This window comes from Photorhabdus sp. RW14-46, assembly GCF_963887965.1.
GTDB lineage: Bacteria > Pseudomonadota > Gammaproteobacteria > Enterobacterales > Enterobacteriaceae > Photorhabdus > Photorhabdus laumondii.
This window is the reverse complement of record NZ_CAWPHH010000040.1, coordinates 16083-36425: the sequence shown is the minus strand read 5'-3', so window position 1 is coordinate 36425 and position 20343 is coordinate 16083. Positions and strand designations below refer to the sequence as shown.

The 20343-nt window shown below is 44.7% G+C and carries 21 protein-coding genes; 3 read left to right on the top strand and 18 right to left on the bottom strand.

The window, feature by feature from the left end:
• Positions 1 to 555 precede the first annotated feature (555 nt).
• Entirely contained in the window at positions 556 to 693 is a 138-nt protein-coding gene (locus AACQ38_RS21190; protein ID WP_165579011.1) for a hypothetical protein, read from the top strand.
• A 61-nt stretch (positions 694 to 754) separates the two neighbouring features.
• Here the strand turns inward: AACQ38_RS21190 and rplI are convergent, their stop codons facing one another.
• The 16 genes from rplI to tsaE form a co-directional block, all read right to left on the bottom strand.
• On the bottom strand, positions 755 to 1207 hold the full coding sequence (gene rplI, locus AACQ38_RS21185) for a 50S ribosomal protein L9 (RefSeq protein ID WP_011148644.1): 453 nt from the start codon (positions 1205 to 1207) through the stop codon (positions 755 to 757).
• 38 nt (positions 1208 to 1245) lie between these two features.
• Complete coding sequence (rpsR, locus tag AACQ38_RS21180; protein WP_000135199.1) at positions 1246 to 1473, bottom strand: 30S ribosomal protein S18; 228 nt, start codon at positions 1471 to 1473, stop codon at positions 1246 to 1248.
• A gap of 4 nt (positions 1474 to 1477) precedes the next feature.
• Positions 1478 to 1795 carry a primosomal replication protein N gene (priB, locus tag AACQ38_RS21175; protein ID WP_011148645.1) on the bottom strand — a complete coding sequence of 106 codons (318 nt, stop codon included), beginning with the start codon at positions 1793 to 1795 and terminating at the stop codon, positions 1478 to 1480.
• A gap of 5 nt (positions 1796 to 1800) precedes the next feature.
• Positions 1801 to 2196 carry a 30S ribosomal protein S6 gene (rpsF, locus tag AACQ38_RS21170; RefSeq protein ID WP_011148646.1) on the bottom strand — a complete coding sequence of 132 codons (396 nt, stop codon included), beginning with the start codon at positions 2194 to 2196 and terminating at the stop codon, positions 1801 to 1803.
• Positions 2197 to 2499: 303 nt separating this feature from the next.
• Entirely contained in the window at positions 2500 to 3234 is a 735-nt protein-coding gene (rlmB, locus tag AACQ38_RS21165; protein ID WP_011148647.1) for a 23S rRNA (guanosine(2251)-2'-O)-methyltransferase RlmB, read from the bottom strand.
• A 127-nt stretch (positions 3235 to 3361) separates the two neighbouring features.
• Positions 3362 to 5803, bottom strand: coding sequence for a ribonuclease R (gene rnr / locus AACQ38_RS21160; protein ID WP_165579014.1), 2442 nt, complete (start codon positions 5801 to 5803; stop codon positions 3362 to 3364).
• A 44-nt stretch (positions 5804 to 5847) separates the two neighbouring features.
• Positions 5848 to 6273: a nitric oxide-sensing transcriptional repressor NsrR gene (gene nsrR / locus AACQ38_RS21155; protein WP_011148649.1), complete on the bottom strand. Its 426-nt coding sequence runs from the start codon at positions 6271 to 6273 to the stop codon at positions 5848 to 5850.
• A gap of 190 nt (positions 6274 to 6463) precedes the next feature.
• Positions 6464 to 7762, bottom strand: coding sequence for an adenylosuccinate synthase (locus tag AACQ38_RS21150; protein ID WP_112872310.1), 1299 nt, complete (start codon positions 7760 to 7762; stop codon positions 6464 to 6466).
• Positions 7763 to 7909: 147 nt separating this feature from the next.
• The gene (gene hflC / locus AACQ38_RS21145; RefSeq protein ID WP_011148651.1) at positions 7910 to 8920 is read right to left on the bottom strand and encodes a protease modulator HflC; all 1011 of its coding nucleotides are present in this window, start codon (positions 8918 to 8920) and stop codon (positions 7910 to 7912) included.
• Positions 8921 to 8925: 5 nt separating this feature from the next.
• A complete protein-coding gene (hflK, locus tag AACQ38_RS21140) occupies positions 8926 to 10146 on the bottom strand; it encodes an FtsH protease activity modulator HflK (protein WP_011148652.1) in 1221 nt (406 codons plus the stop codon).
• A 105-nt stretch (positions 10147 to 10251) separates the two neighbouring features.
• Positions 10252 to 11532: a ribosome rescue GTPase HflX gene (gene hflX / locus AACQ38_RS21135; RefSeq protein WP_011148653.1), complete on the bottom strand. Its 1281-nt coding sequence runs from the start codon at positions 11530 to 11532 to the stop codon at positions 10252 to 10254.
• Between the two features lie 96 nt (positions 11533 to 11628).
• Positions 11629 to 11937 carry an RNA chaperone Hfq gene (gene hfq / locus AACQ38_RS21130; protein WP_011148654.1) on the bottom strand — a complete coding sequence of 103 codons (309 nt, stop codon included), beginning with the start codon at positions 11935 to 11937 and terminating at the stop codon, positions 11629 to 11631.
• 110 nt (positions 11938 to 12047) lie between these two features.
• Positions 12048 to 12989, bottom strand: coding sequence for a tRNA (adenosine(37)-N6)-dimethylallyltransferase MiaA (miaA, locus tag AACQ38_RS21125; RefSeq protein ID WP_011148655.1), 942 nt, complete (start codon positions 12987 to 12989; stop codon positions 12048 to 12050).
• Complete coding sequence (gene mutL / locus AACQ38_RS21120) at positions 12982 to 14877, bottom strand: DNA mismatch repair endonuclease MutL (RefSeq protein ID WP_165579010.1); 1896 nt, start codon at positions 14875 to 14877, stop codon at positions 12982 to 12984. The genes miaA and mutL overlap by 8 nt, the downstream gene beginning before the upstream one ends.
• A gap of 9 nt (positions 14878 to 14886) precedes the next feature.
• Positions 14887 to 16170 carry an N-acetylmuramoyl-L-alanine amidase AmiB gene (amiB, locus tag AACQ38_RS21115; protein WP_165579009.1) on the bottom strand — a complete coding sequence of 428 codons (1284 nt, stop codon included), beginning with the start codon at positions 16168 to 16170 and terminating at the stop codon, positions 14887 to 14889.
• 14 nt (positions 16171 to 16184) lie between these two features.
• Entirely contained in the window at positions 16185 to 16649 is a 465-nt protein-coding gene (gene tsaE, locus AACQ38_RS21110; RefSeq protein ID WP_058588968.1) for a tRNA (adenosine(37)-N6)-threonylcarbamoyltransferase complex ATPase subunit type 1 TsaE, read from the bottom strand.
• A 171-nt stretch (positions 16650 to 16820) separates the two neighbouring features.
• Between tsaE and queG the strand changes: the two genes are divergently transcribed.
• Positions 16821 to 17978 carry a tRNA epoxyqueuosine(34) reductase QueG gene (gene queG, locus AACQ38_RS21105; RefSeq protein ID WP_109792004.1) on the top strand — a complete coding sequence of 386 codons (1158 nt, stop codon included), beginning with the start codon at positions 16821 to 16823 and terminating at the stop codon, positions 17976 to 17978.
• Between the two features lie 486 nt (positions 17979 to 18464).
• On the opposite strand, the gene AACQ38_RS21100 is transcribed toward queG, so the two are convergent.
• The gene (locus AACQ38_RS21100; RefSeq protein ID WP_011148660.1) at positions 18465 to 18659 is read right to left on the bottom strand and encodes a hypothetical protein; all 195 of its coding nucleotides are present in this window, start codon (positions 18657 to 18659) and stop codon (positions 18465 to 18467) included.
• Between the two features lie 187 nt (positions 18660 to 18846).
• On the opposite strand from AACQ38_RS21100, the gene AACQ38_RS21095 reads away from it, so the two are divergent.
• Entirely contained in the window at positions 18847 to 19278 is a 432-nt protein-coding gene (locus AACQ38_RS21095) for a flagellar protein FlhE (RefSeq protein ID WP_011148661.1), read from the top strand.
• 123 nt (positions 19279 to 19401) lie between these two features.
• Here the strand turns inward: AACQ38_RS21095 and AACQ38_RS21090 are convergent, their stop codons facing one another.
• Positions 19402 to 20319, bottom strand: a complete 918-nt coding sequence (locus AACQ38_RS21090) for a LysR family transcriptional regulator (RefSeq protein WP_109791894.1) — start codon at positions 20317 to 20319, stop codon at positions 19402 to 19404.
• Between the last annotated feature and the right edge of the window lie 24 nt (positions 20320 to 20343).

The window sequence follows — 20343 nt, the reverse complement described above, 5'->3', positions numbered from 1 at the left end:
TGGTAAACCGATTAAATAATCGCCCTCGAAAAACACGGGGTGGGAAAACCCCGAATGAATTATTTAAAGGAATACGAACATGTTTACTTCCAGATTAACGATGTTGCACTTATTATGTGAATCTACCTGTGAAATCATATAAAATAAATTATCATTATAAAGACAAATAACCAAAATTATATAATAATATATTTTTAATTATTATGAAATAATCACTCATGTAATTAACCAGATTTAGACGTAGATATATCAAAATATTCGATAAAAAATTCCCACATCACAACAGAATTAACAATGTCGATATTATCCAATAATAAAAAATACGAATTAGATTATTTATAGATAATAATCTAATAATGAATAATATTTTCAATATAAAAACGCAAAATCAATAATAATAAAAACCAGCCAAAAGACAACATTACAGAAGAATAGACAAGAGAAACTATGATTCTATAAACGGCAAATAAGGTAGTAAATGTAAAATATACCCAATGGATTTCAAGATGGATCGCGACGGCAAGGGAGCGAATCCCCGGGAGCATAGATAACGATGTGACCGGGGTGAGTGAGTGCAGCCAACAAAGAGGCAACTTGAAAGATAACGGGTATAAATCAGATTTCAGATTAATGATCAGTTACTGGGCATTACCGGCAAAAGCCTTATCGACTACCAAGAGAACAGTAAGTTGAGGCAATAAAAAACGCCGGCATTGCCAGCGTTTTTTACTTGTTAGCATCAGTTAATCAGAGATTAAGCTTCAGCAACAATGTTAACGTTCAATTTAGCGAATACATCGCTGTGTACCTGGAAGTTAACTTCGTGTTCACCAATAGTACGCAGAACGCCATTAGGCAGACGCACTTCGCTCTTAGAGACTTCAACGCCTGCGGCGGTAACTGCATCAGCGATATCACGAGTACCGACAGAACCGAACAGTTTACCTTCGTCACCTGCTTTAGAAGCGATAGTAACGGAACCCAGTGCATTGATTTTCTCAGCGCGAGCTTCTGCGGTTGCCAGAACGTTAGCCAAGTTAGCTTCCAGTTCAGCACGGCGAGCTTCGAAAAATTCGATGTTTTTCTTAGTCGCAGGAACAGCTTTGCCCTGCGGTACTAAGTAGTTACGGGCATAACCCGGTTTAACGTTAACTTGATCACCCAGGCTACCCAGGTTTGCTACTTTATCAAGCAGAATAATTTGCATTACCTTATCCTCTCAGAGTCGTTAATGGACTGTGCCGATTACTGATGACGATCAGTGTAAGGCAACAAAGACAGGTAGCGCGCGCGCTTGATAGCACGAGCGAGCTGACGCTGGTATTTTGCACGGGTGCCAGTGATACGGCTTGGTACAATTTTACCGCTCTCGGTGATGTAGTTTTTCAGCGTAGCGATGTCTTTATAATCAATCTCTTGAACGCCTTCCGCTGTGAAACGGCAGAACTTGCGACGACGGAAATAACGTGCCATTTGGCTAGTCTCCAGAATCTATCAATTCAATCTGCTCGGCATGAAGAACCAGTTTGTTAAGACCATTGCGACCTTGATGGCAACTAATGAATCCTGAAACGGTTAATCGACTGCCGACCGTTATACTGTGAGTTAAAACTTGTAACAATTGTCCGCTGGCAATAACGGGCATTCTGCACCATGCTTGCCTGCTCAAACCGGCTTCCTGTTGCTGTGAACGGTGCTCAAGCACAAATTGACAATGAGGAATGCCGGCAGGACTGACTTTTCGAATGGGGACCTTGCACACTGTGCCAGAAAGCACCAAACGATTAGTTGTCACAGTTATTACTCTTCAGAATCCCCAGCTTCTTCAGCATCCATATTGGCGTCTTCCAGAGAGTAGTCACGGCTGCGACGTTCATCTTTGGCTTTAACCATTGGAGATGCTTCAGTTACCGCGTGCTTAACGCGCATAATCATGCTGCGGATAACGGCATCGTTGAAGCGGAAGTTAGTTTCCAGCTCATCAATCACTTCCTGCGGTGCTTCAACGTTCATCAGAACATAGTGAGCTTTGTGCAGTTTGTTAATTGGGTAAGCCAGTTGACGGCGGCCCCAGTCTTCCAGACGGTGAATCTGACCTTGCGCGTTAGTGATAGTCGCACTGTAACGCTCAATCATGCCCGGAACCTGTTCGCTTTGGTCAGGATGGACCATAAAAACGATTTCGTAATGACGCATTAGAATTGCTCCTTACGGATTATTCAGCCTCCTGTCAGGGTCAACCGCGGCCCGTGGAGGCAAGGAACTTGTTTAAGTGCGGCTGAAAAATTGACGCGTAACTATACCTACCCTACATAAAAAACTCAAGGAATGAACAATGCAAAAATACTTTTGTTCATATACCCGTTATCTTTCAAGTTGCCTCTTTGTTGGCGGCACTCGCTCACCCCAGTCACATAGTTATCTATGCTCCCGGGGATTCACTCCCTTGCCGCCGCGATGCATCTCGAAATCCATAGGGTATATATGGGAGGTGGATTGTCACGAGCTACGCTGACGCACCGCCTCAAACAGGCAAACTCCCGTGGCAACAGACACATTCAACGACGAGACAGAGCCCACCATTGGGATGCTAATCAATTCATCACAGTGTTCACGAGTCAGACGACGCATACCTTCCCCCTCCGCTCCCATCACCAGTGCCATAGGACCGGTTAGTTTGCTCTGATACAGCGTATGGTCAGCTTCTCCTGCTGTACCCACCACCCAAATATTGTACTCTTGCAATAAACGTAAGGTACGCGCAAGGTTGGTGACACGAATAAGTGGTACGCTTTCCGCAGCACCACATGCCACTTTCTTCGCCGTGGCATTAAGCTGAGCAGAACGATCACGTGGAATAATAACAGCATGTACACCTGCTGCATCAGCACTACGCAAGCAAGCGCCCAGATTATGGGGATCTGTCACGCCATCAAGCACCAACAAGAACGGGGTTTCTACTTGTGCCAGTAAATCTGGTAGGTCATTTTCTTGGTACTGACGCCCTGGCTTCACTTTGGCAATAATTCCCTGATGCACCGCACCTTCCGTTTGATTATCCAGCCACTGACGATTTGCCAGTTGGATAGTCATCCCGATGCTTTCCAGCGCATGAATCAATGGTGTCAGGCGGCGATCTTCACGTCCTTTCAGGACATAAACTTCGATAAAACGCTGAGGATCACGCTCCAGTAAAGCTTTAACGGCATGAATACCGTAGATAATTTCACTCATAATCTTCTTATTTTTACTGTTATACATATACAGCACTGACGAATACTGTAAGCCTATTCGATAAGCTTCACGTACTCAGGGGGAGATTAAAATATTCAGGCTATCCTGCAACAGGATAGCCCTTTGATTATTTATCTGCGCTTTTCTTAGCCCGTTTGGCTTTGAATTTAGCGACAATTTTCTGAGTTTTGGTAGAAAGCGTCTTACCCTTTTTCTTATCCCCTTTAGGCTTATCCGCAGATCGCTCTTTACGAACAGCACCATCAGGCTCAAAATGAGCTTCTTTGCGATAACCACGCCCTTTTTTCTTACTGCTTTCGCGGCCAAGTTCTACTTTTCTCTCTCTATCGCGCGCTGTTTTACCTACATTCCGGGCTTTGCGGGCGGTAGAAAGCAGCTTAAAGTCAATATTACGCTCATCCATATGAACCGCTTCCACACGAATTTCAACTTCATCCCCTAACCGGAAAGTTTTACCCGAGTATTCACCCACTAAACGCTGACCAATATTATCGAAATGATAATAATCATTACTCAATGTGGAAACATGTACCAGACCGTCAATAAACAGCTCATTCAAGCGAACAAAGAAACCAAAACCTGTCACACTCGTGATGATCCCAGTAAAAGTATTGCCCACTTGATCCTGCATAAAATCACACTTAAGCCAATCAGCAACGTCTCTCGTCGCTTCATCTGCGCGGCGCTCTGTCATGGAGCAGTGTTGGCCCAGTTGCAACATCTGTTCCATATCACTGTGCCATCCCCCGGTCGGTGTTCCACATTGCTCAACAATGCCTTGCTGTTTCGCTAGCAGATATTTAATCGCCCGATGCAACACCAGATCCGGGTAACGGCGGATAGGTGAGGTAAAATGCGCATAAGAATTTAATGACAGACCGAAGTGACCCCGGTTTTCCGGATCATAAACTGCCTGTTTCATTGAACGCAGTAATAGGGTTTGCAGTAGCTCATGATCCGGGCGTTCAGCCACTTGATGCATCAGTTGCGCATAATCCTTTGGTGTTGGTTGCATGCCACCGGGCAGCGTCAATCCCAATTCGCCGAAAACCGAGCGCAAGTTAACAATACTTTCTTCTCTTGGCCGATCATGAATACGGTAAAGCACCGGCTCCCCATTTTTTTCCACGAAGCGCGCCGCAGCAATATTCGCCAGAATCATGCACTCTTCAATCAACTTATGAGCATCATTGCGAACAATCGGTTCAATTCGCTCGATACGACGTTCAGCATTAAAGATAAACTTCGCCTCTTCTGACTCAAACGAGATTGCACCACGTTGCTCACGGGCATTTTCTAATGCCTGATACAATTCATGTAAATGCTCAATATGCTGAACCAGTGGCTTGTAGTGCTCACGCAGCTCTTCATCACCCTGCAACATACGCCATACTTTGGTATATGTCAGACGGGCGTGAGAATTCATGATGGCTTCGTAAAATTTATAGGATGATAATCGCCCCTGCGCTGAAATCGTCATCTCACACACCATACAAAGGCGATCAACCTGCGGGTTCAGAGAACAGAGTCCATTAGAAAGCACCTCCGGCAACATGGGGACAACCTGAGATGGGAAGTAAACCGAATTACTCCGGTTACGTGCTTCGGTATCTAACGCCGTTTGTGGACGCACATAGTAACTGACATCAGCAATGGCAACCCATAAACGCCAACCACCGCTTCGCTTTCTTTCACAATAAACGGCATCATCAAAATCACGGGCATCTTCACCATCGATTGTCACCAACGGCAGAGTACGCAGATCAACACGGTCTTTTTTCGCCGATTCTGGTACCTGCTCATTCAAGGAAGCAACCTGGTTTTCCACCTGTGGCGGCCAACTGTGAGGAATTTCATGAGTACGTAGGGCAATTTCCACTGCCATGTTCGTTCCCATTTTTTCACCCAACACTTCAACAATCTTACCGATAGCCTTTGTGCGGCGCGCCGGGCGTGTAATTAACTCGACTACCACCACATTCCCCATGCGAGCACCACCGCTTTCATCTTTCGGGATCAAGATATCAAAGCTTAAACGGCTATCATCCGGCACAACAAATCCCATACCAGAATCAAGAAAATAGCGGCCAACAATCTGACTGGTCTTAGGCACTAATACACGAACGATACGTGCTTCATTACGCCCTTTGCGATTCAGGGATAATGGTTGTGCCAGCACAACATCACCATGAATAGCCATTTTTAACTGCTCGGCAGAGAGATAAAAATCGTCTTTGTGACCTTCTACTCGTAGGAAACCATAACCATCTCTATGCCCAATAACAGTACCTTTCAGTAAATCCAATCTTTCCGGCAAGGCATAGCATTGGCGACGAGTGAAAACCAATTGACCATCACGTTCCATAGCCCGTAAACGACGACGTAACGCTTCAATATCCTCATCGTTAATCAGATTCAGCTCTTGTGCCAGTTCCTGGCGACTTACCGGTACAGTATGTTTAGCAATAATGTCTAAGATATACTCGCGGCTTGGAATAGGTGATTCGTATTTTTCTGCTTCGCGCCCCAAAAAAGGATCTTGTGACATAGCTGTTCCTCCGTTGTCATCAGCAGGCTGTTTGCGCCATTTCTTCATTCGGTCAGAAGCAGCTTATAAAGGGGAATATTATCTTCAATCATATCAGCTAAAGTATGCTTATCCAGTTCTTCTAAAAACCTTTCTATTGCCTGATTTAATACGACCTTCAGACGACACGCAGAAGTGATATGGCAAGATTCCTGACTACAGTTAACCAATGATAATGGCTCAAGAGCGCGAACGACATCGCCAATTCTGATATCCTTCGCTGGCTTACCTAAACGGATACCGCCGTTTTTACCACGAACAGCATCCACTAATCCTAAATGACTCAATTGGTTAATGATTTTTACCATGTGGTTACGAGAAACACCATAAATATCAGTGACTTCAGAAATACTGGTCATCCGGCTTTGCGGTAAAGAAGCCATATAAATTAGCGCGCGCAAGCCATAATCTGTAAAACTCGTTAACTGCACATCAACCTCTGGATAATAAGATATAAACTAATATATCCGAGAACAAACTGAAAAAATAAGTATTTGTTCAACTTATATACCATGAATCTACCAAAATCATGTTGATCTCCTCATCGTTAAACAAAAAAGGCCACAATAAATAGCAAAAAACCGGGCTGAAAAGCCCGGCTTCACCTGATTATAGGTACCATCAGGCATCAAACGGATCACGCAGAATGATAGTTTCTGAACGATCCGGGCCTGTAGAAATAATATCAACCGGAACACCGGTCAGCTCTTCTACACGTTTGATATAGTTCAATGCTGCCTGAGGCAATTTTCTATGCTCTTTCACACCGAAAGTGCTTTCATTCCAGCCAGGCATGGTCTCATAAACAGGTTCAATACCTTCCCAGTCATCCGCTGCTAAAGGTGTCGTTTCAATTACACTGCCATCAGGCATACGGTAGCCAGTACAAATTTTTACTTCTTTCAAGCCATCCAGCACGTCCAGCTTGGTCATACAGAAACCTGACAGTGAGTTGATCTGCACTGCACGACGGATAGCAATGATATCCAGCCAACCAGTACGGCGGCTACGCCCCGTAGTCGCGCCAAACTCTTGGCCTTTTTCGCGCAAGTAACTGCCAGTTTCATCAAACAGTTCAGTTGGGAATGGACCAGCACCGACACGAGTAGAGTATGCTTTGATGATCCCCAAAACATAATCAACATAGCACGGACCTAAACCGGAACCTGTTGCAACGCCACCCGCGGTAGTGTTGGAAGAGGTCACATATGGGTAAGTACCGTGGTCAATATCCAACAATGTGCCCTGTGCACCTTCAAACATGACCAATTCACCTTTCTGAGTTGCTTTATACAACAAATCAGAAACGTCGACGACCATATCCGTCAAAATATCGGCAACAGCCATGATTTCATCTAGGGTCTTCTGGTAATCAACCGCCGGTTCTTTGTAGTAGTTAACCAGTTGGAAATTGTGATATTCGATAATTTCTTTCAGCTTAACGGCGAATGCTTCCTTATCAAATAAATCACCAACCCGCAGACCACGACGAGCAACTTTATCTTCATACGCAGGACCAATACCACGACCGGTTGTACCAATTGCTTTTGCACCACGCGCTTTCTCGCGGGCATTATCTAATGCAACATGGTATGGAAGAATAAGTGGACAGGCTTCTGAAATGAGCAGACGCTCGCGAACAGGAATACCACGGGATTCTAATGCGTTCATCTCTTTCATCAGCGCATCAGGCGCTAATACGACGCCATTTGCAATAATACTGATAACGTTTTCACGCAGGATCCCTGATGGGATTAAGTGGAGAACGGTTTTTTCACCGTTGATAACCAGTGTATGACCAGCATTATGGCCCCCTTGATAACGAACAACATACTTAGCTCGTTCAGTCAGCAAGTCGACGATCTTGCCCTTGCCCTCGTCACCCCATTGGGTGCCCAATACGACAACGTTCTTACCCATTTCAAAATTCACTCGGTTGCTTAAAAATGGATTCTAACATCTCATCCCACACCTTTCAGTAATTTTTATCACATCCGTTATTTTTGTTAGCCACCAGACATGACAAGGCCCGCCTGATGCGGGCCTAATCAATAGATTCAGCATCTATTAGTGCTGACCTGCACGCTTTTCAGGTGCTTTCATATAGCGGAAGAAATCAGCTTCTGGGCTTAATACCAGAACATCTTTCCCGTCTTCACTAAAGCTTTTCTCGTAAGCACGTAAGCTACGGATAAAGGTATAGAAATCTGGCGCTTGACTGAACGCATCAGCAAACAGTTTAGCGGCGTCTGCATCACCAGCACCACGCAATGTAAGCGCTTCACGCTCCGCTTTTGCTCGGATTTCAATAACTTGCTTATCTGCTGCTGCACGCAGCTTTTCTGCTTCTTCCAAACCTTGTGAACGATGACGACGAGCTACCGCTTCACGCTCAGCACGCATACGCTGGTAAATCGCTTCTGAAACTTCCAGTGGTAAATTGATTTGTTTGATACGCACATCAACAACTTCAATACCCAATGCCGCCATACTGTTTGGATTGATAGCAAGCTGTTTATCTGCCGTTTCTCGCTCTACACGAGCCGCCGCCGATGCAATAGCATCATCCGCTTCAGTTGTACTCGCTGTTTCTTTATCCGTTGTACCTTTGTTCAGCGCATCACGAACATCTGTGGTCAATTGACCACGGGAATCCGTTACGATACCACGAACATCCTTACGGCCAATCTCAGAACGCAGGCGGTCACTGAATTTACGTTTTAACAATACTTCTGCCTGAGAAATATCACCATTGCCGGTCGCCAGATAATAACGGCTGAAATCGTTAATCCGCCATTTCAGGTAAGAATCAACTATCAGGTCCTTATTTTCACTGGTCAAGAAACGGTCGGCTTGAATATCCATAGTCTGGATACGAGCATCCAGTGTTTTCACCGTTTCAACAAAAGGTATTTTAAAATGCAACCCCGGCTCATAAACAATCGGTTTATTTCCCGCATCACGCAGAACCTTACCAAAACGCAGTACAATACCACGCTGTCCTTCCTGCACAATAAATAGAGAGGCATAGAGTGCAACTAATACCGCGACAATAACAACGACTAATGATTTACGCATGATTATTATCTCCCTACCCTGATAATGTCATTACGCAGATTATCTGTTCGGTTATAATTCGCTCCCCGGCCTGAATTTGAAGGCACAGTTGGGCGGGTAACCCGCAGGTCAGAAGCTACCGTATTATCTGATTGCACTGTTCCCTCTTTTTTAACACCAGAAACATCGCCACGTAACATTTGTTCTAATGGCAATACCAGCAAATTGTTATTGTGATCATTAACAATAACTTTGCGAGTACGGCTCAATACTTTTTCCATCGTTTCAATGTACAGACGTTCACGGGTAATCTCAGGCGCCTCTTTATACCTAGGCAACATTTTGGCAAAGCCCGCCACTTCCCCCTGCGCTTCCAATACTACACGAGCCTTATAAGCTTTCGCCTCTTCAATGATACGTTGCGCATCACCTTTCGCGCGTGGCAAGACTTCGTTCGAATAAGCCTCCGCTTCACGAATAGACTGCTGTTCATTCTCACGAGCAGCAATAACATCGTCAAAAGCAGCCTTGACTTCTTCTGGCGGACGAGCAGCCTGGAAGTTAACATCCAACAAAGTTATTCCCATGCGGTACGGAAGAATCGTCTTTTCCAACTCACGCTGAGTATCATCACGGACAATCATACGGTTTGCCGTCAAGATTTTATCCATCGAATATTTACCAACAACACCACGTACCGCGCTATCTGTCGCCTGACGCAGGCTGTTATCAGGACTTGTCACGCTATAAAGATAAGCGGCAGGATCAGTTACACGATACTGCACGTTCATCTCCACGCGAACAACGCTTTCATCTGATGTCAGCATCACGCCAGAGGTTGCCAATTCACGAACAGATTCCACGTTAACTGGAACAACTTCATCAATGAATGTAGGTTTCCAGTTCAGACCTGGCTGCACAATATGGCTAAGTTTACCCAAACGGGTAACAACACCACGTTCTGTCTCTTTAATCGTATAAAAACCGCTAGCGGCCCAGATCACGACGACAGCAGCAGCGACAAGGCTAACAATACGCCCGCCAAATTTTGCCCCTTGGTCAGAACCATTACCGCCCTTGTTCCCACCAAAACCCCCGAGTTTACTGCTCAGCTTACGGAACAGATCGTCGAGATCAGATGCCCCACGGTTTCGACCACTTTTGTTCCCGCCGGAATTGCCGCTTTTATTGCTGCTTCCCCACGGGTCGCGGTCTTGTCCGTTGTTCCCGGGCTGATTCCACGCCATGTTTTAGCTCCATTCTTTTATGATTGGTTTTTCAGGCCAAGAGCCTCTTATAAACAAGCCGACTCTCAATCACATAAGTTTTCTGATATTCACCTGACAGGCACATCAGACAACATAATCAAACAAATCCTGTTCTTGTTTGCATAGACGGTGCCAGTCAACAATCGGCATTCTCACTTCGATACCAACTTTACCGTCCTCTTCTATCCACTCTTTCTCTATTGCTTGCAGTTGATAGAAGCGGCTGCGTAAACGACCTGCTTCCGGTGGCAAACGCAATTCGTAGTGTGCAATTTCACCCGAAAGACGCTCCGTTAACGCTTGTAACAATAACGGGATACCTTCACCAGTTTGCGCAGACAGCCAAACTCTAACCGGTAAGTTATCTTCGTTGCGATCAATACGCGGCGTGAAGCTGTCCAGCATATCAATCTTATTCATCACCAACAGTACCGGAATTTCATGCGCTTCAATTTCTTCCAGTACGCTGTCAACAGCGGCAATATTTTCGTCGATGCGGCTATCCGCAGCATCAACAATATGCAGCAACAATGTTGCTTGCCGGGTTTCCTGCAATGTCGCTTTAAATGCCGCCACCAGATCATGAGGCAAATGACGGATAAAACCAACCGTATCAGCCAATACCACCGTACCAACATCATTAACATCAATCCGTCGCAACGTTGGGTCCAGCGTAGCAAACAATTGATCAGCCGCATAAACCTCAGCAGCCGTCATACGGTTAAACAAACTCGATTTACCGGCGTTGGTATATCCCACCAGTGAAACCGTCGGTATATCCGCTTTATTTCGCGCTTGACGCCCCTGTTCACGCTGTTTCTCAACCCGGCTCAGACGATTCAATATCTGACGGATTTTATCCCGCAATAAACGCCGGTCTGTCTCAAGCTGCGTTTCCCCCGGCCCTCTCAAACCAATCCCACCTTTCTGACGTTCAAGGTGAGTCCATCCCCGGACAAGACGGGTAGAAAGATGACGTAACTGCGCCAACTCTACCTGTAACTTCCCCTCGTGAGTCCGTGCCCGTTGGGCAAAAATATCCAGAATCACGCCGGTGCGGTCGATAACTCGACACTGACAGAGCCGCTCAAGATTGCGTTCCTGTGCAGGACTGAGTGCATGATTAAATAACACAACATCAGCACCACTAGCCTGCACCGCCTCAGCAATCTCTTCCGCCTTACCTTCTCCAACAAAATATTTCGGATGAGGGGCTTTCCTGCTCCCCGTGACAATTTGCACAGGAACTACACCAGCAGAAGTTACCAGTGATTCAAACTCACTGAGATTATCTGTGTCTTTATCCTGCGAGAAAAAAACATGCACCACAACGGCTTGTTCGCCGCCTTCATAACGTTCAAACAAAGGTGCGACCTCTCAGGCTGAGTAAAAAACTACAGGAAAAAACATAGGTAAAACCCCCTACCTATGTTTTTCTTCATTCTATTACTGATCTCAAACTTATTCAGTGCCATCACTTTCCTGTTGTGCTGCCGGAGCAGAAACGCCACCAGAATGATAATTACCTACGCTCGCCCCTACACTCGTATTGCTACTGTGATGAGAAACTGGGCGGGAAGGTACAACAGTAGAGATGGCATGTTTATAAACCATCTGGCTAACCGTATTTTTCAGTAAAATGACAAACTGGTCAAAAGATTCAATCTGACCCTGCAATTTGATGCCGTTGACCAAATAAATAGAAACCGGGACCCTTTCACGCCGCAATGCGTTCAGGAACGGATCTTGCAAAGATTGCCCCTTAGCCATTCTATATTTTCCTTATTTTGTTGTTTTTAACTAAGAACCTAAAGGTTCGAAAAAATGAACTACTCAAAAATTGCGCTTTGGTACTCATCAATTGTACACAATCAATAAACCTATGCACTAACAACCTGCATAACTGTGCTTAAAGCTTGCTCTGGTTGAGAACTATCCAACCAATGAACCGACTTCCAACCTCTGAGCCAAGTTATCTGACGCTTTGCCAACTGGCGCGTCGCACAAATACCGCGATAAATCATTTCATCGTAATCAATTTCGCCGGAAAGATAAGACCACATCTGACGATAACCGACGCAACGAATAGAAGGTAAATCCACATGCAAATCATGACGAGCATAAAGTGCTTTAACTTCCTCTTCAAACCCTGATTCAAGCATTTGATGAAAACGCGCTTCAATGCGTTGATGAAGGAGCTCACGTTTTGCCGGTGCAATAGCAAATTGATGAACACGATAAGGCAGCGACTCTCCTGACAATGTAGTCAGTTCAGTGAGAGTTTTACCTGAAATAAGAAAAACTTCCAGTGCCCGAGAAAGTCTCTGTGGATCATTAGGATGAATTCTTAACGCCGCCGCAGGATCAATCTTCTGTAGTTGCTGATGCAATGCATCCCATCCTTGCTCTGCCGCCTGCTGTTCTATTTGTGCCCGAATAACCGGATTAGCAGAAGGTAAAGGCGACAAACCTTCAAGTAACGCCTTGAAATAGAGCATCGTTCCTCCCACCAGCAGAGGAATACGGCCAGAAGCAGTAATTTCTGCCATCTCCTTCAAAGCATCGTGACAAAAATCAGCAGCAGAATAAGGTTGAGAAGGGTCCAAGATATTGATTAAACGATGAGGAGCCAACGCTTGCTCTTCGGTTGTTGGTTTGGCGGTACCAATATCCATTCCACGATAAATTAGCGCAGAATCAACGCTGATCAGTTCCACAGGAAGATGCTGGCGTAAAGCGACAGATAAAGCTGTTTTGCCTGAAGCCGTCGGACCCATAACAAAAATTGCCGTTGGTAGATGTTGAGTTTTCTGATCACTCATGAGTAAGAGATGCCACCACTGCTTGTAAATCAATTAATTGTAATAACCCATCTGGTGGAGATTTTACCAGTTGTGGGCAAAGACGCTCAACATCAGCTAATAATTGTACCGCCTGAGCAACGTTCCACGTTTCATACTCACTGCCAATATGACGAGCAAGCCAAGTTACAACCTGTTCTGCCGATGCTGATGGCTGTTGTGCCAAATAACCTAGCAACTCAGGAATTAATTTAGGCAGATTTTGTTGACGTAATGGTAACGATACCGCACATAGTGTCGCTTTTCCATGAGATACAGATGCTTCAATACCAAAAGAGCCCAATAAGTCACTATAACGGTTTAAAGCACCAGCTTCCTCTTTACTAAGAGATAGTTTCAGCGGTATCAACAATGGCTGTGATTTCAGCCCTTGCTCTGTTGGTGTTAACTGTGCTTGTCTTAACCAGCGTTCAGCTACCGGCAAAGATAACAACCCAAGTCCCAATGGAGATTCAATCAGAGCATAACATGGTGAATATATGCTCAATACCTTACCAAAACTATGATTGCTATTTTTAACCTGAACAGGAGCAGAAGTGGCCTTTTCTGCCATAACCGGAGCGGTTCTTGCCGGAAACAGCTCTCTTTTTTCTTCAGGTTCAGACTGCATCAGTTTCTGATATACCTCACCCTGACGTTTCTGATAATGATCGCCATGATATTGGCGATTCTCACCACCGCGAGAGCCCCCCATATTCCCTTTACTTGACAAAACCTCTTTTGGTGATGATGCTGCCACAGATGTCGCATTGCTTTGCCGAGAAAAATGATTTCCCCCTGCTGATGGCCGGTTTTCCTGCTCCCAGGCTGGCGCAGGTTCACAGCAAGCGATATCCAGTTCGGCACCGCTTCCGCGCTGTTTTAATACGGCTATTACACCCTGATAGATAAAATCATGTACCAAACGAGCTTGATGGAAGCGAACTTCATGCTTCGCAGGATGCACATTCACATCCACTTGATGTGGATCAACCTCCAAATATAAAACATAAGCAGGCTGTTGTTCTCCCCGGAGCAAATCTTGATAAGCTTGACGGATAGCATGATTAATTAAACGATCACGCATCATACGCCCGTTTACATAACAATATTGAATATCACCGCTCGCCTCAGTATTCATCGGGTCAACAACCCATCCTTTAATCGATAAATCGTCGTGCTGCCAGGAAAGAGAAAGTGCCCGTTGCATAAAAGCGGTACCACAAATGGAGACCAACCGCCGCTCATACTGTGATTCATCTTTTGCCGGCCGGTATTGGCGCACCAATTTACCGTTATGGTGCAAATTGATTAATACATCCAAACGCGCCAACGCAATGCGTCTAACGACTTCATCAATATGACCAAATTCCGTTTTTTCTGTTCGCAGAAACTTGCGCCGCGCAGGAGTATTATAAAAGAGATCCAATACTTCAACAGTACTGCCTACTGGATGTGCTGCCGGCTTCACGGTCACTGCCATATCTCGCCCTTCCGCGTAAGCTTGCCAGGCTTCGTGCTGTTCTTCGGTACGGGAAGTTAATGTCAGACGTGAAACTGAACTGATACTCGCCAGCGCCTCTCCACGGAATCCCATACTGATAATGGCTTCCAAATCATCAAGGGTAGCAATCTTACTGGTAGCATGACGAGCCAACGCTAGCGCAAGCTCCTGATGGTTGATGCCACAGCCATTATCACGGACACGAATAAGTTTTACTCCACCGCGCTCAATTTCAATATCAATACGGTTAGCACCAGCATCAAGGCTATTCTCCACCAACTCTTTTACTACTGATGCAGGGCGTTCTACGACTTCGCCAGCCGCAATTTGGTTTGCTAATTGAGGAGGTAAGATCTTGATAGCCATATTTAACCTTTACTTCTTGGCTGCTTTAGGTGCAGCCTGCAATGGATTTGCCAGAAAATAGTTACGCAATCCCCGATGAATAGCACTTGCTAGCTTATCCTGAAAATCATTAGAACCCAGTAATGCTTCTTCCGCCGAGTTACTGATAAATCCTGTTTCCACCAAAATTGAAGGAATATCCGGTGAACGTAACACACCTAAGCTGGCATGTTCTGGCGAGCGTTTATGTAATAAACCGACCTTGCGCAACTCACTCAAAACCTGTACTGCAACGTTATAGCCCACCCGTTGGGAGTGGCCGAATTGCAAATCCAGCACCGCCTGGCTTAGATAAGGATCAGCCCCATTTGCCAGAGCATTACCTGCACCACCCAGTAACTCCGACTGTTTCTCATGCTGTTCAAGCCAATTACCCAATTCACTGTTTGCACGCTTGTTTGACAGCACCCAAACAGAAGCACCACGCGCACTACGATTAGGAGCGGCATCCGCATGAATAGAAATCAGCATATTTGCGCTATGTTTACGTGCAACCTCAGAACGACCAGCAACAGAAATAAAATAGTCTCCGTTACGGGTCAGTACGGGTTTGAACATAGGATCATTGCGTAACAACACTTCAAGCTTACGCGCCACACTGATAGTCACATTTTTCTCTTTCAATCCACGTTGCCCAATCGCACCGGGGTCTTGACCACCATGTCCTGCATCAATAGCGACAACTACCCGCTGACCGCCCTTAGAAGTTGTTTGCAAAACAGCCTGTTTTGTCGTCCGCAATTTACTGTTAGTAAGTGATAGCTTACCTGTATCGGCTTGTGAACTCTCTCTAAAAACAGACTTGCCAGTAGGTACCCCAGAAGCCCGTAGGGTAAAAATCACCCGATATTCACTATCCAACTGCTGCACTATAGAGTTGACTTTAACTTTATTATTTAGTTCAAATACAATGCGTTTTTTTTGTCGATCAGGTGCCTGGCTGGAACGGATTTTCCTTACTAAATCCTGCTCCGGTAAATTCATAGGTAAACCAACAATTTTTTCTGATTGATGGATATCTACCACTAAACGCTCTGGCGAATGCAATGGGAAAAAACTGTAATTAGGGCGACCACCGGAAAAAACCATCGTCACTTTAGACTCATTTATGCTGTTACTGACGTGAATATTGGATAAAGTCGCCGCGGCTGTGGTTGTTACCACTAAACTGCTCATCATAATAAACAACCAGCACATTATCATAAAACTGATCTGCCATTTCTTTATCATTTTTGCGACTAAAGGACACATCATGGTCGGGTGATCCCTTATAAATATTTCAATTTATCTAACAGGCTCTCACCATATTTAGACAAAGCAATAAAATGTGCCTGTCTCCCTTCGGGCTGGTAACTCAAATGTAATTCAATATCTGCATCCGGTAATACACCTTCTCCTTGCTGAGGCCATTCCACCAAACAAATGGCATCTTGATGGAAATAATCACGTATTCCCATAAATTCCAGCTCTTCCGGATCTGCCAATCGGTAAAGATCGAAATGGTAAACCGACCTCGGTGTTAAAGCATAAGGCTCAACCAAAGTATAAGTTGGGCTTTTTACATGCCCTTTATGACCCAGGGACTGCAAAAAACCACGGCTAAACGTAGTCTTACCGGCACCCAAATCACCATATAAATAAATTACACTACCACTATTACAGGCAGCAGCAACCGCGCTTCCAAGAGAAACTGTCGCATCTTCATCTTTAAGTGATAAAACAAGTTCTTTCATCGAATAATATCTGTTGTTTTATTAATTCATCAGCTAAAACGATAACCCTAACACACTTCTATTATCAACATTTAACATCTTCTGCTCAGTTTCATTATCAAACCCACTATTTTTGGGCTGAAATAAATTATGCTATACTGCAACACCTTGCAGTATAAGCCGATTTCCACCATGACAACGCCTCTCAATCTTAACCTCTTGGCCGCCAATATCAAACAATGGGGTCATTCCCTTGGCTTCCAGCAAGTTGGCATTTGCGATACCGATTTATCCGTGGAAGAACCAAAACTTCAGGAATGGCTGGATAAACAGTATCACGGGGAGATGGCATGGATGAAGCGCCACGGCATGATGCGTGCCCGCCCAAACGAACTTTTGCCAGGGACATTGAGGGTTATTAGCGTAAGAATGAATTACCTCCCTGCAAAAGCTTCTTTTGCCAGCACGCTAAACGACGCCGAACTCGGTTATATCAGCCGTTATGCCTTGGGAAGAGATTATCACAAACTGCTGCGCCAACGTCTTAAGAAACTCGGGGAGCAAATCCAAAATTATTGCCATGACTTCGAATATCAGGGAGTCCTTAATTTTCGACCTTTTGTTGATTCAGCCCCCGTAATGGAACGCCCACTCGCCGCTAAGGCTGGATTAGGCTGGGTCGGTAAACACTCACTTATCCTTAATAGAGAAGCTGGTTCATGGTTTTTCCTCGGTGAGTTGCTGATTAATCTTCCTCTGCCTATAGATCCTCCACAAGAAGAGCAATGTGGACGCTGTGTCGCCTGCATGACAACCTGCCCAACCGGTGCAATTATCGCCCCTTATACTATTGATGCCCGCCGTTGTATTTCCTACCTCACAATTGAATTGGATGGCATTATTCCTGAGGAATTTCGTCCACTGATGGGAAACCGTATTTACGGTTGTGATGATTGCCAGATTATCTGTCCCTGGAATCGCTTTTCCCAATTGACAGATGAAGATGATTTCAGCCCTCGTGTAACATTACATACACCAAAGTTATTGGATTTATTCAATTGGAGTGAAGAGAAGTTCCTACGGATAACGGAAGGTTCTGCAATTCGTCGCATCGGCTATTTACGCTGGTTACGCAATATTATTGTTGCTTTAGGAAACGCACCCTATCAGTACGATATCATTCTGACTCTGCAACAGAGACTAGGATTAAACACAATGCTAGACGAACATATTCATTGGGCTATTGAACAGCAAATCATTCGCCGTAAAACGAATACTGTTAGTGTACAAACAGCACAACAGAAACGACTTATTAGAGCGATAACCAAGGGCTTGCCCAGAGATGCTTAATTATTAGCCATCTTTATAGCGTATAAAAAGATTCAGATAATTTTCCTGTGAATAAAATAAAAACCCCTTGTTGATCAATGCTCAAAAAAAGCGCAAGTGATCAATGTGATATTTCTTAACAAAGGATCATTCCGAAAAATTATCAATAAGTTACAAAATAAATACTCATTTTGTAACATTCAAAGTCAGGAAAATTCAAATGCAACAGCCTGTGGATAAGTCTGTGTGATAATTTTAAAGCATCAAACTTATTTACCGGGAAACCAACTTCCTGGCTGTGGATAAAAAATAGAAATCTGCACTGCGAAGATATAACCCAAAAATCAAATCAAAGTAAGCGAATACAACCATTGAGGAAGAAACTTAGAGCGGGAAGTAAATCCTTCGAATATCAGCTAATTCATTGATTCAAAAGAGATTTTACCCATACCTCATTGACGAAAGGAGTGCATTATGTACTACCTCAAAAAGTTTGGCAAGCAGAAGTTAAAAAAATATTTTTGCAATTATAAGGATAATACTTTCTTCCCCCCTATAAATACCACCCACTGAACTCAGTACAATCGGAATACAAAGTTGGCTACCGATGTCGAAAAAGACAAAGAATCTACAACCAAACAATACCCCTTTAGGCATAAACATCACACAACATCGATCAAGCCAGCGCACAGATTCAGACATTCAGCCAAAGCCTTCGCTTGATCCGCCATTATTACAGTGAGATTCTTTTTATTCGATCAAGGAAGATTTGAACAACCATAGGAATCAATAAGCAAGCAATTTTCATGTGCGCCAATCATATTAGATATCGCACCGCTATTGCATGCAAATAACAGTAAGATAACTCGCTAGCAATGAGGATTGAAGAATGAAAAGATTTACCAAAATTGCAGTAGGTTTTCTAGTATTAACCACGGCTCAGCTCTCCTTTGCCGCTACCAGCATGTGGTCACAAACGAGCCGTGCCCCAAATGTTTATGCTGCCGGCTACACTAACTCAAGTTTCTTTACCACGCCCTCTTCGGTACCGACAAGAGCAACTATTACGACAGTATCTTGGAATATCGGTTTATATAGTAATGGTGCGACAACTCAGACTTTCAGCGTTTGTTACACCCCACGATATTCATCCACCCCATCGCTATGCCTGGATGTCTCCGGTAACCTAAATGGCTCTACAAATGCCTTTATCGGCCATGATGCCAAAGGTTCCTTTAGAATTAGCGGGATTCTCGACGGAGGTACTTACCCCGTTTACCCGTCCCATTACAATATGATCAAAGTTGATTATCAGTATTAAGCAATCCGACCTGAAGCCTCATGGCCTCAGGTCATTAATAGGAAAGTTACTTTAGACAATTTTTTCACGTTCTAAGCACAATATGTGCTAGCAGAAGGACGTAACATGCTATTAAAGCTGAGATCATTCACTAACAAGCTCCTTGGAAACCGGAGAGATTGCCGAACTCACCATGCGAAATTTTTTAGTCGCCAATGCGATAAATGCTTTAGTGGCCGGTGACGATTGACGTTCATCAAACACAGCCAACCCAACATGTCGTTTCACTTTTGGATTCAGCGTTTTCTTGACATAGTGAACTTCATGAGTCAGCGGCAGGGATGACTCAGCAACAATCGTTACCGCATCCCCACGTTCAACCGCAGCCAAGGTACTTAACAATTGAGATGTTCGATAACGAATATTAGGTTGCAACCTTGCCGATAAAAAAAGCCTGGAAACCAGTTCAGCCGATCCCGCTTCTGTCAACGCGAATGGTCCAACACACAGATCCTTCAACGTCACTGTATCCTGCAATACTAAAGGATGATCTACCGGTAACAAAGCCACCATTTGGTCTTCAAGAATCGGATAAGTGTCGAATTGCTCTTCCGGCAAGGTCACAAATCCCACATCTACTCGCCTATCCATAAGCCATTGCACAACCTGTCTATCTGGCCCCTCATCAATATGGACCTCAATGCCGGGGTAAAGCCTGCGATAATCGGCCAGTACCGTTGGTAACAGCCACAAGGATGAAGTCGGGCCAAACGATCCGATTCGCAGCGTACCTCGTTTCATCCCTCGTGCATCCGCTGCTTCTTGCCTCATAGTTTCAGCCAGACCAAGAATGGCCTGAGCTTTTTGTAGCAAGCCTTCTCCTATATCTGTCAGTTCAACAACTCCCTGATGCCGATGCAGAAGCTCTACGCCAAGCTCCTGCTCAAGGACTCTGATAGCATGGGAAACCCCAGACTGAGAGATCTTGAGCTGGGCCGCAGCTAAGGTAAAGCCCTTCCGTTCAGCAACAACAGCAAAAATTTCGAGCTGGGTTAAAGTCATTATCTCCCCCCTTGAGTAATCACT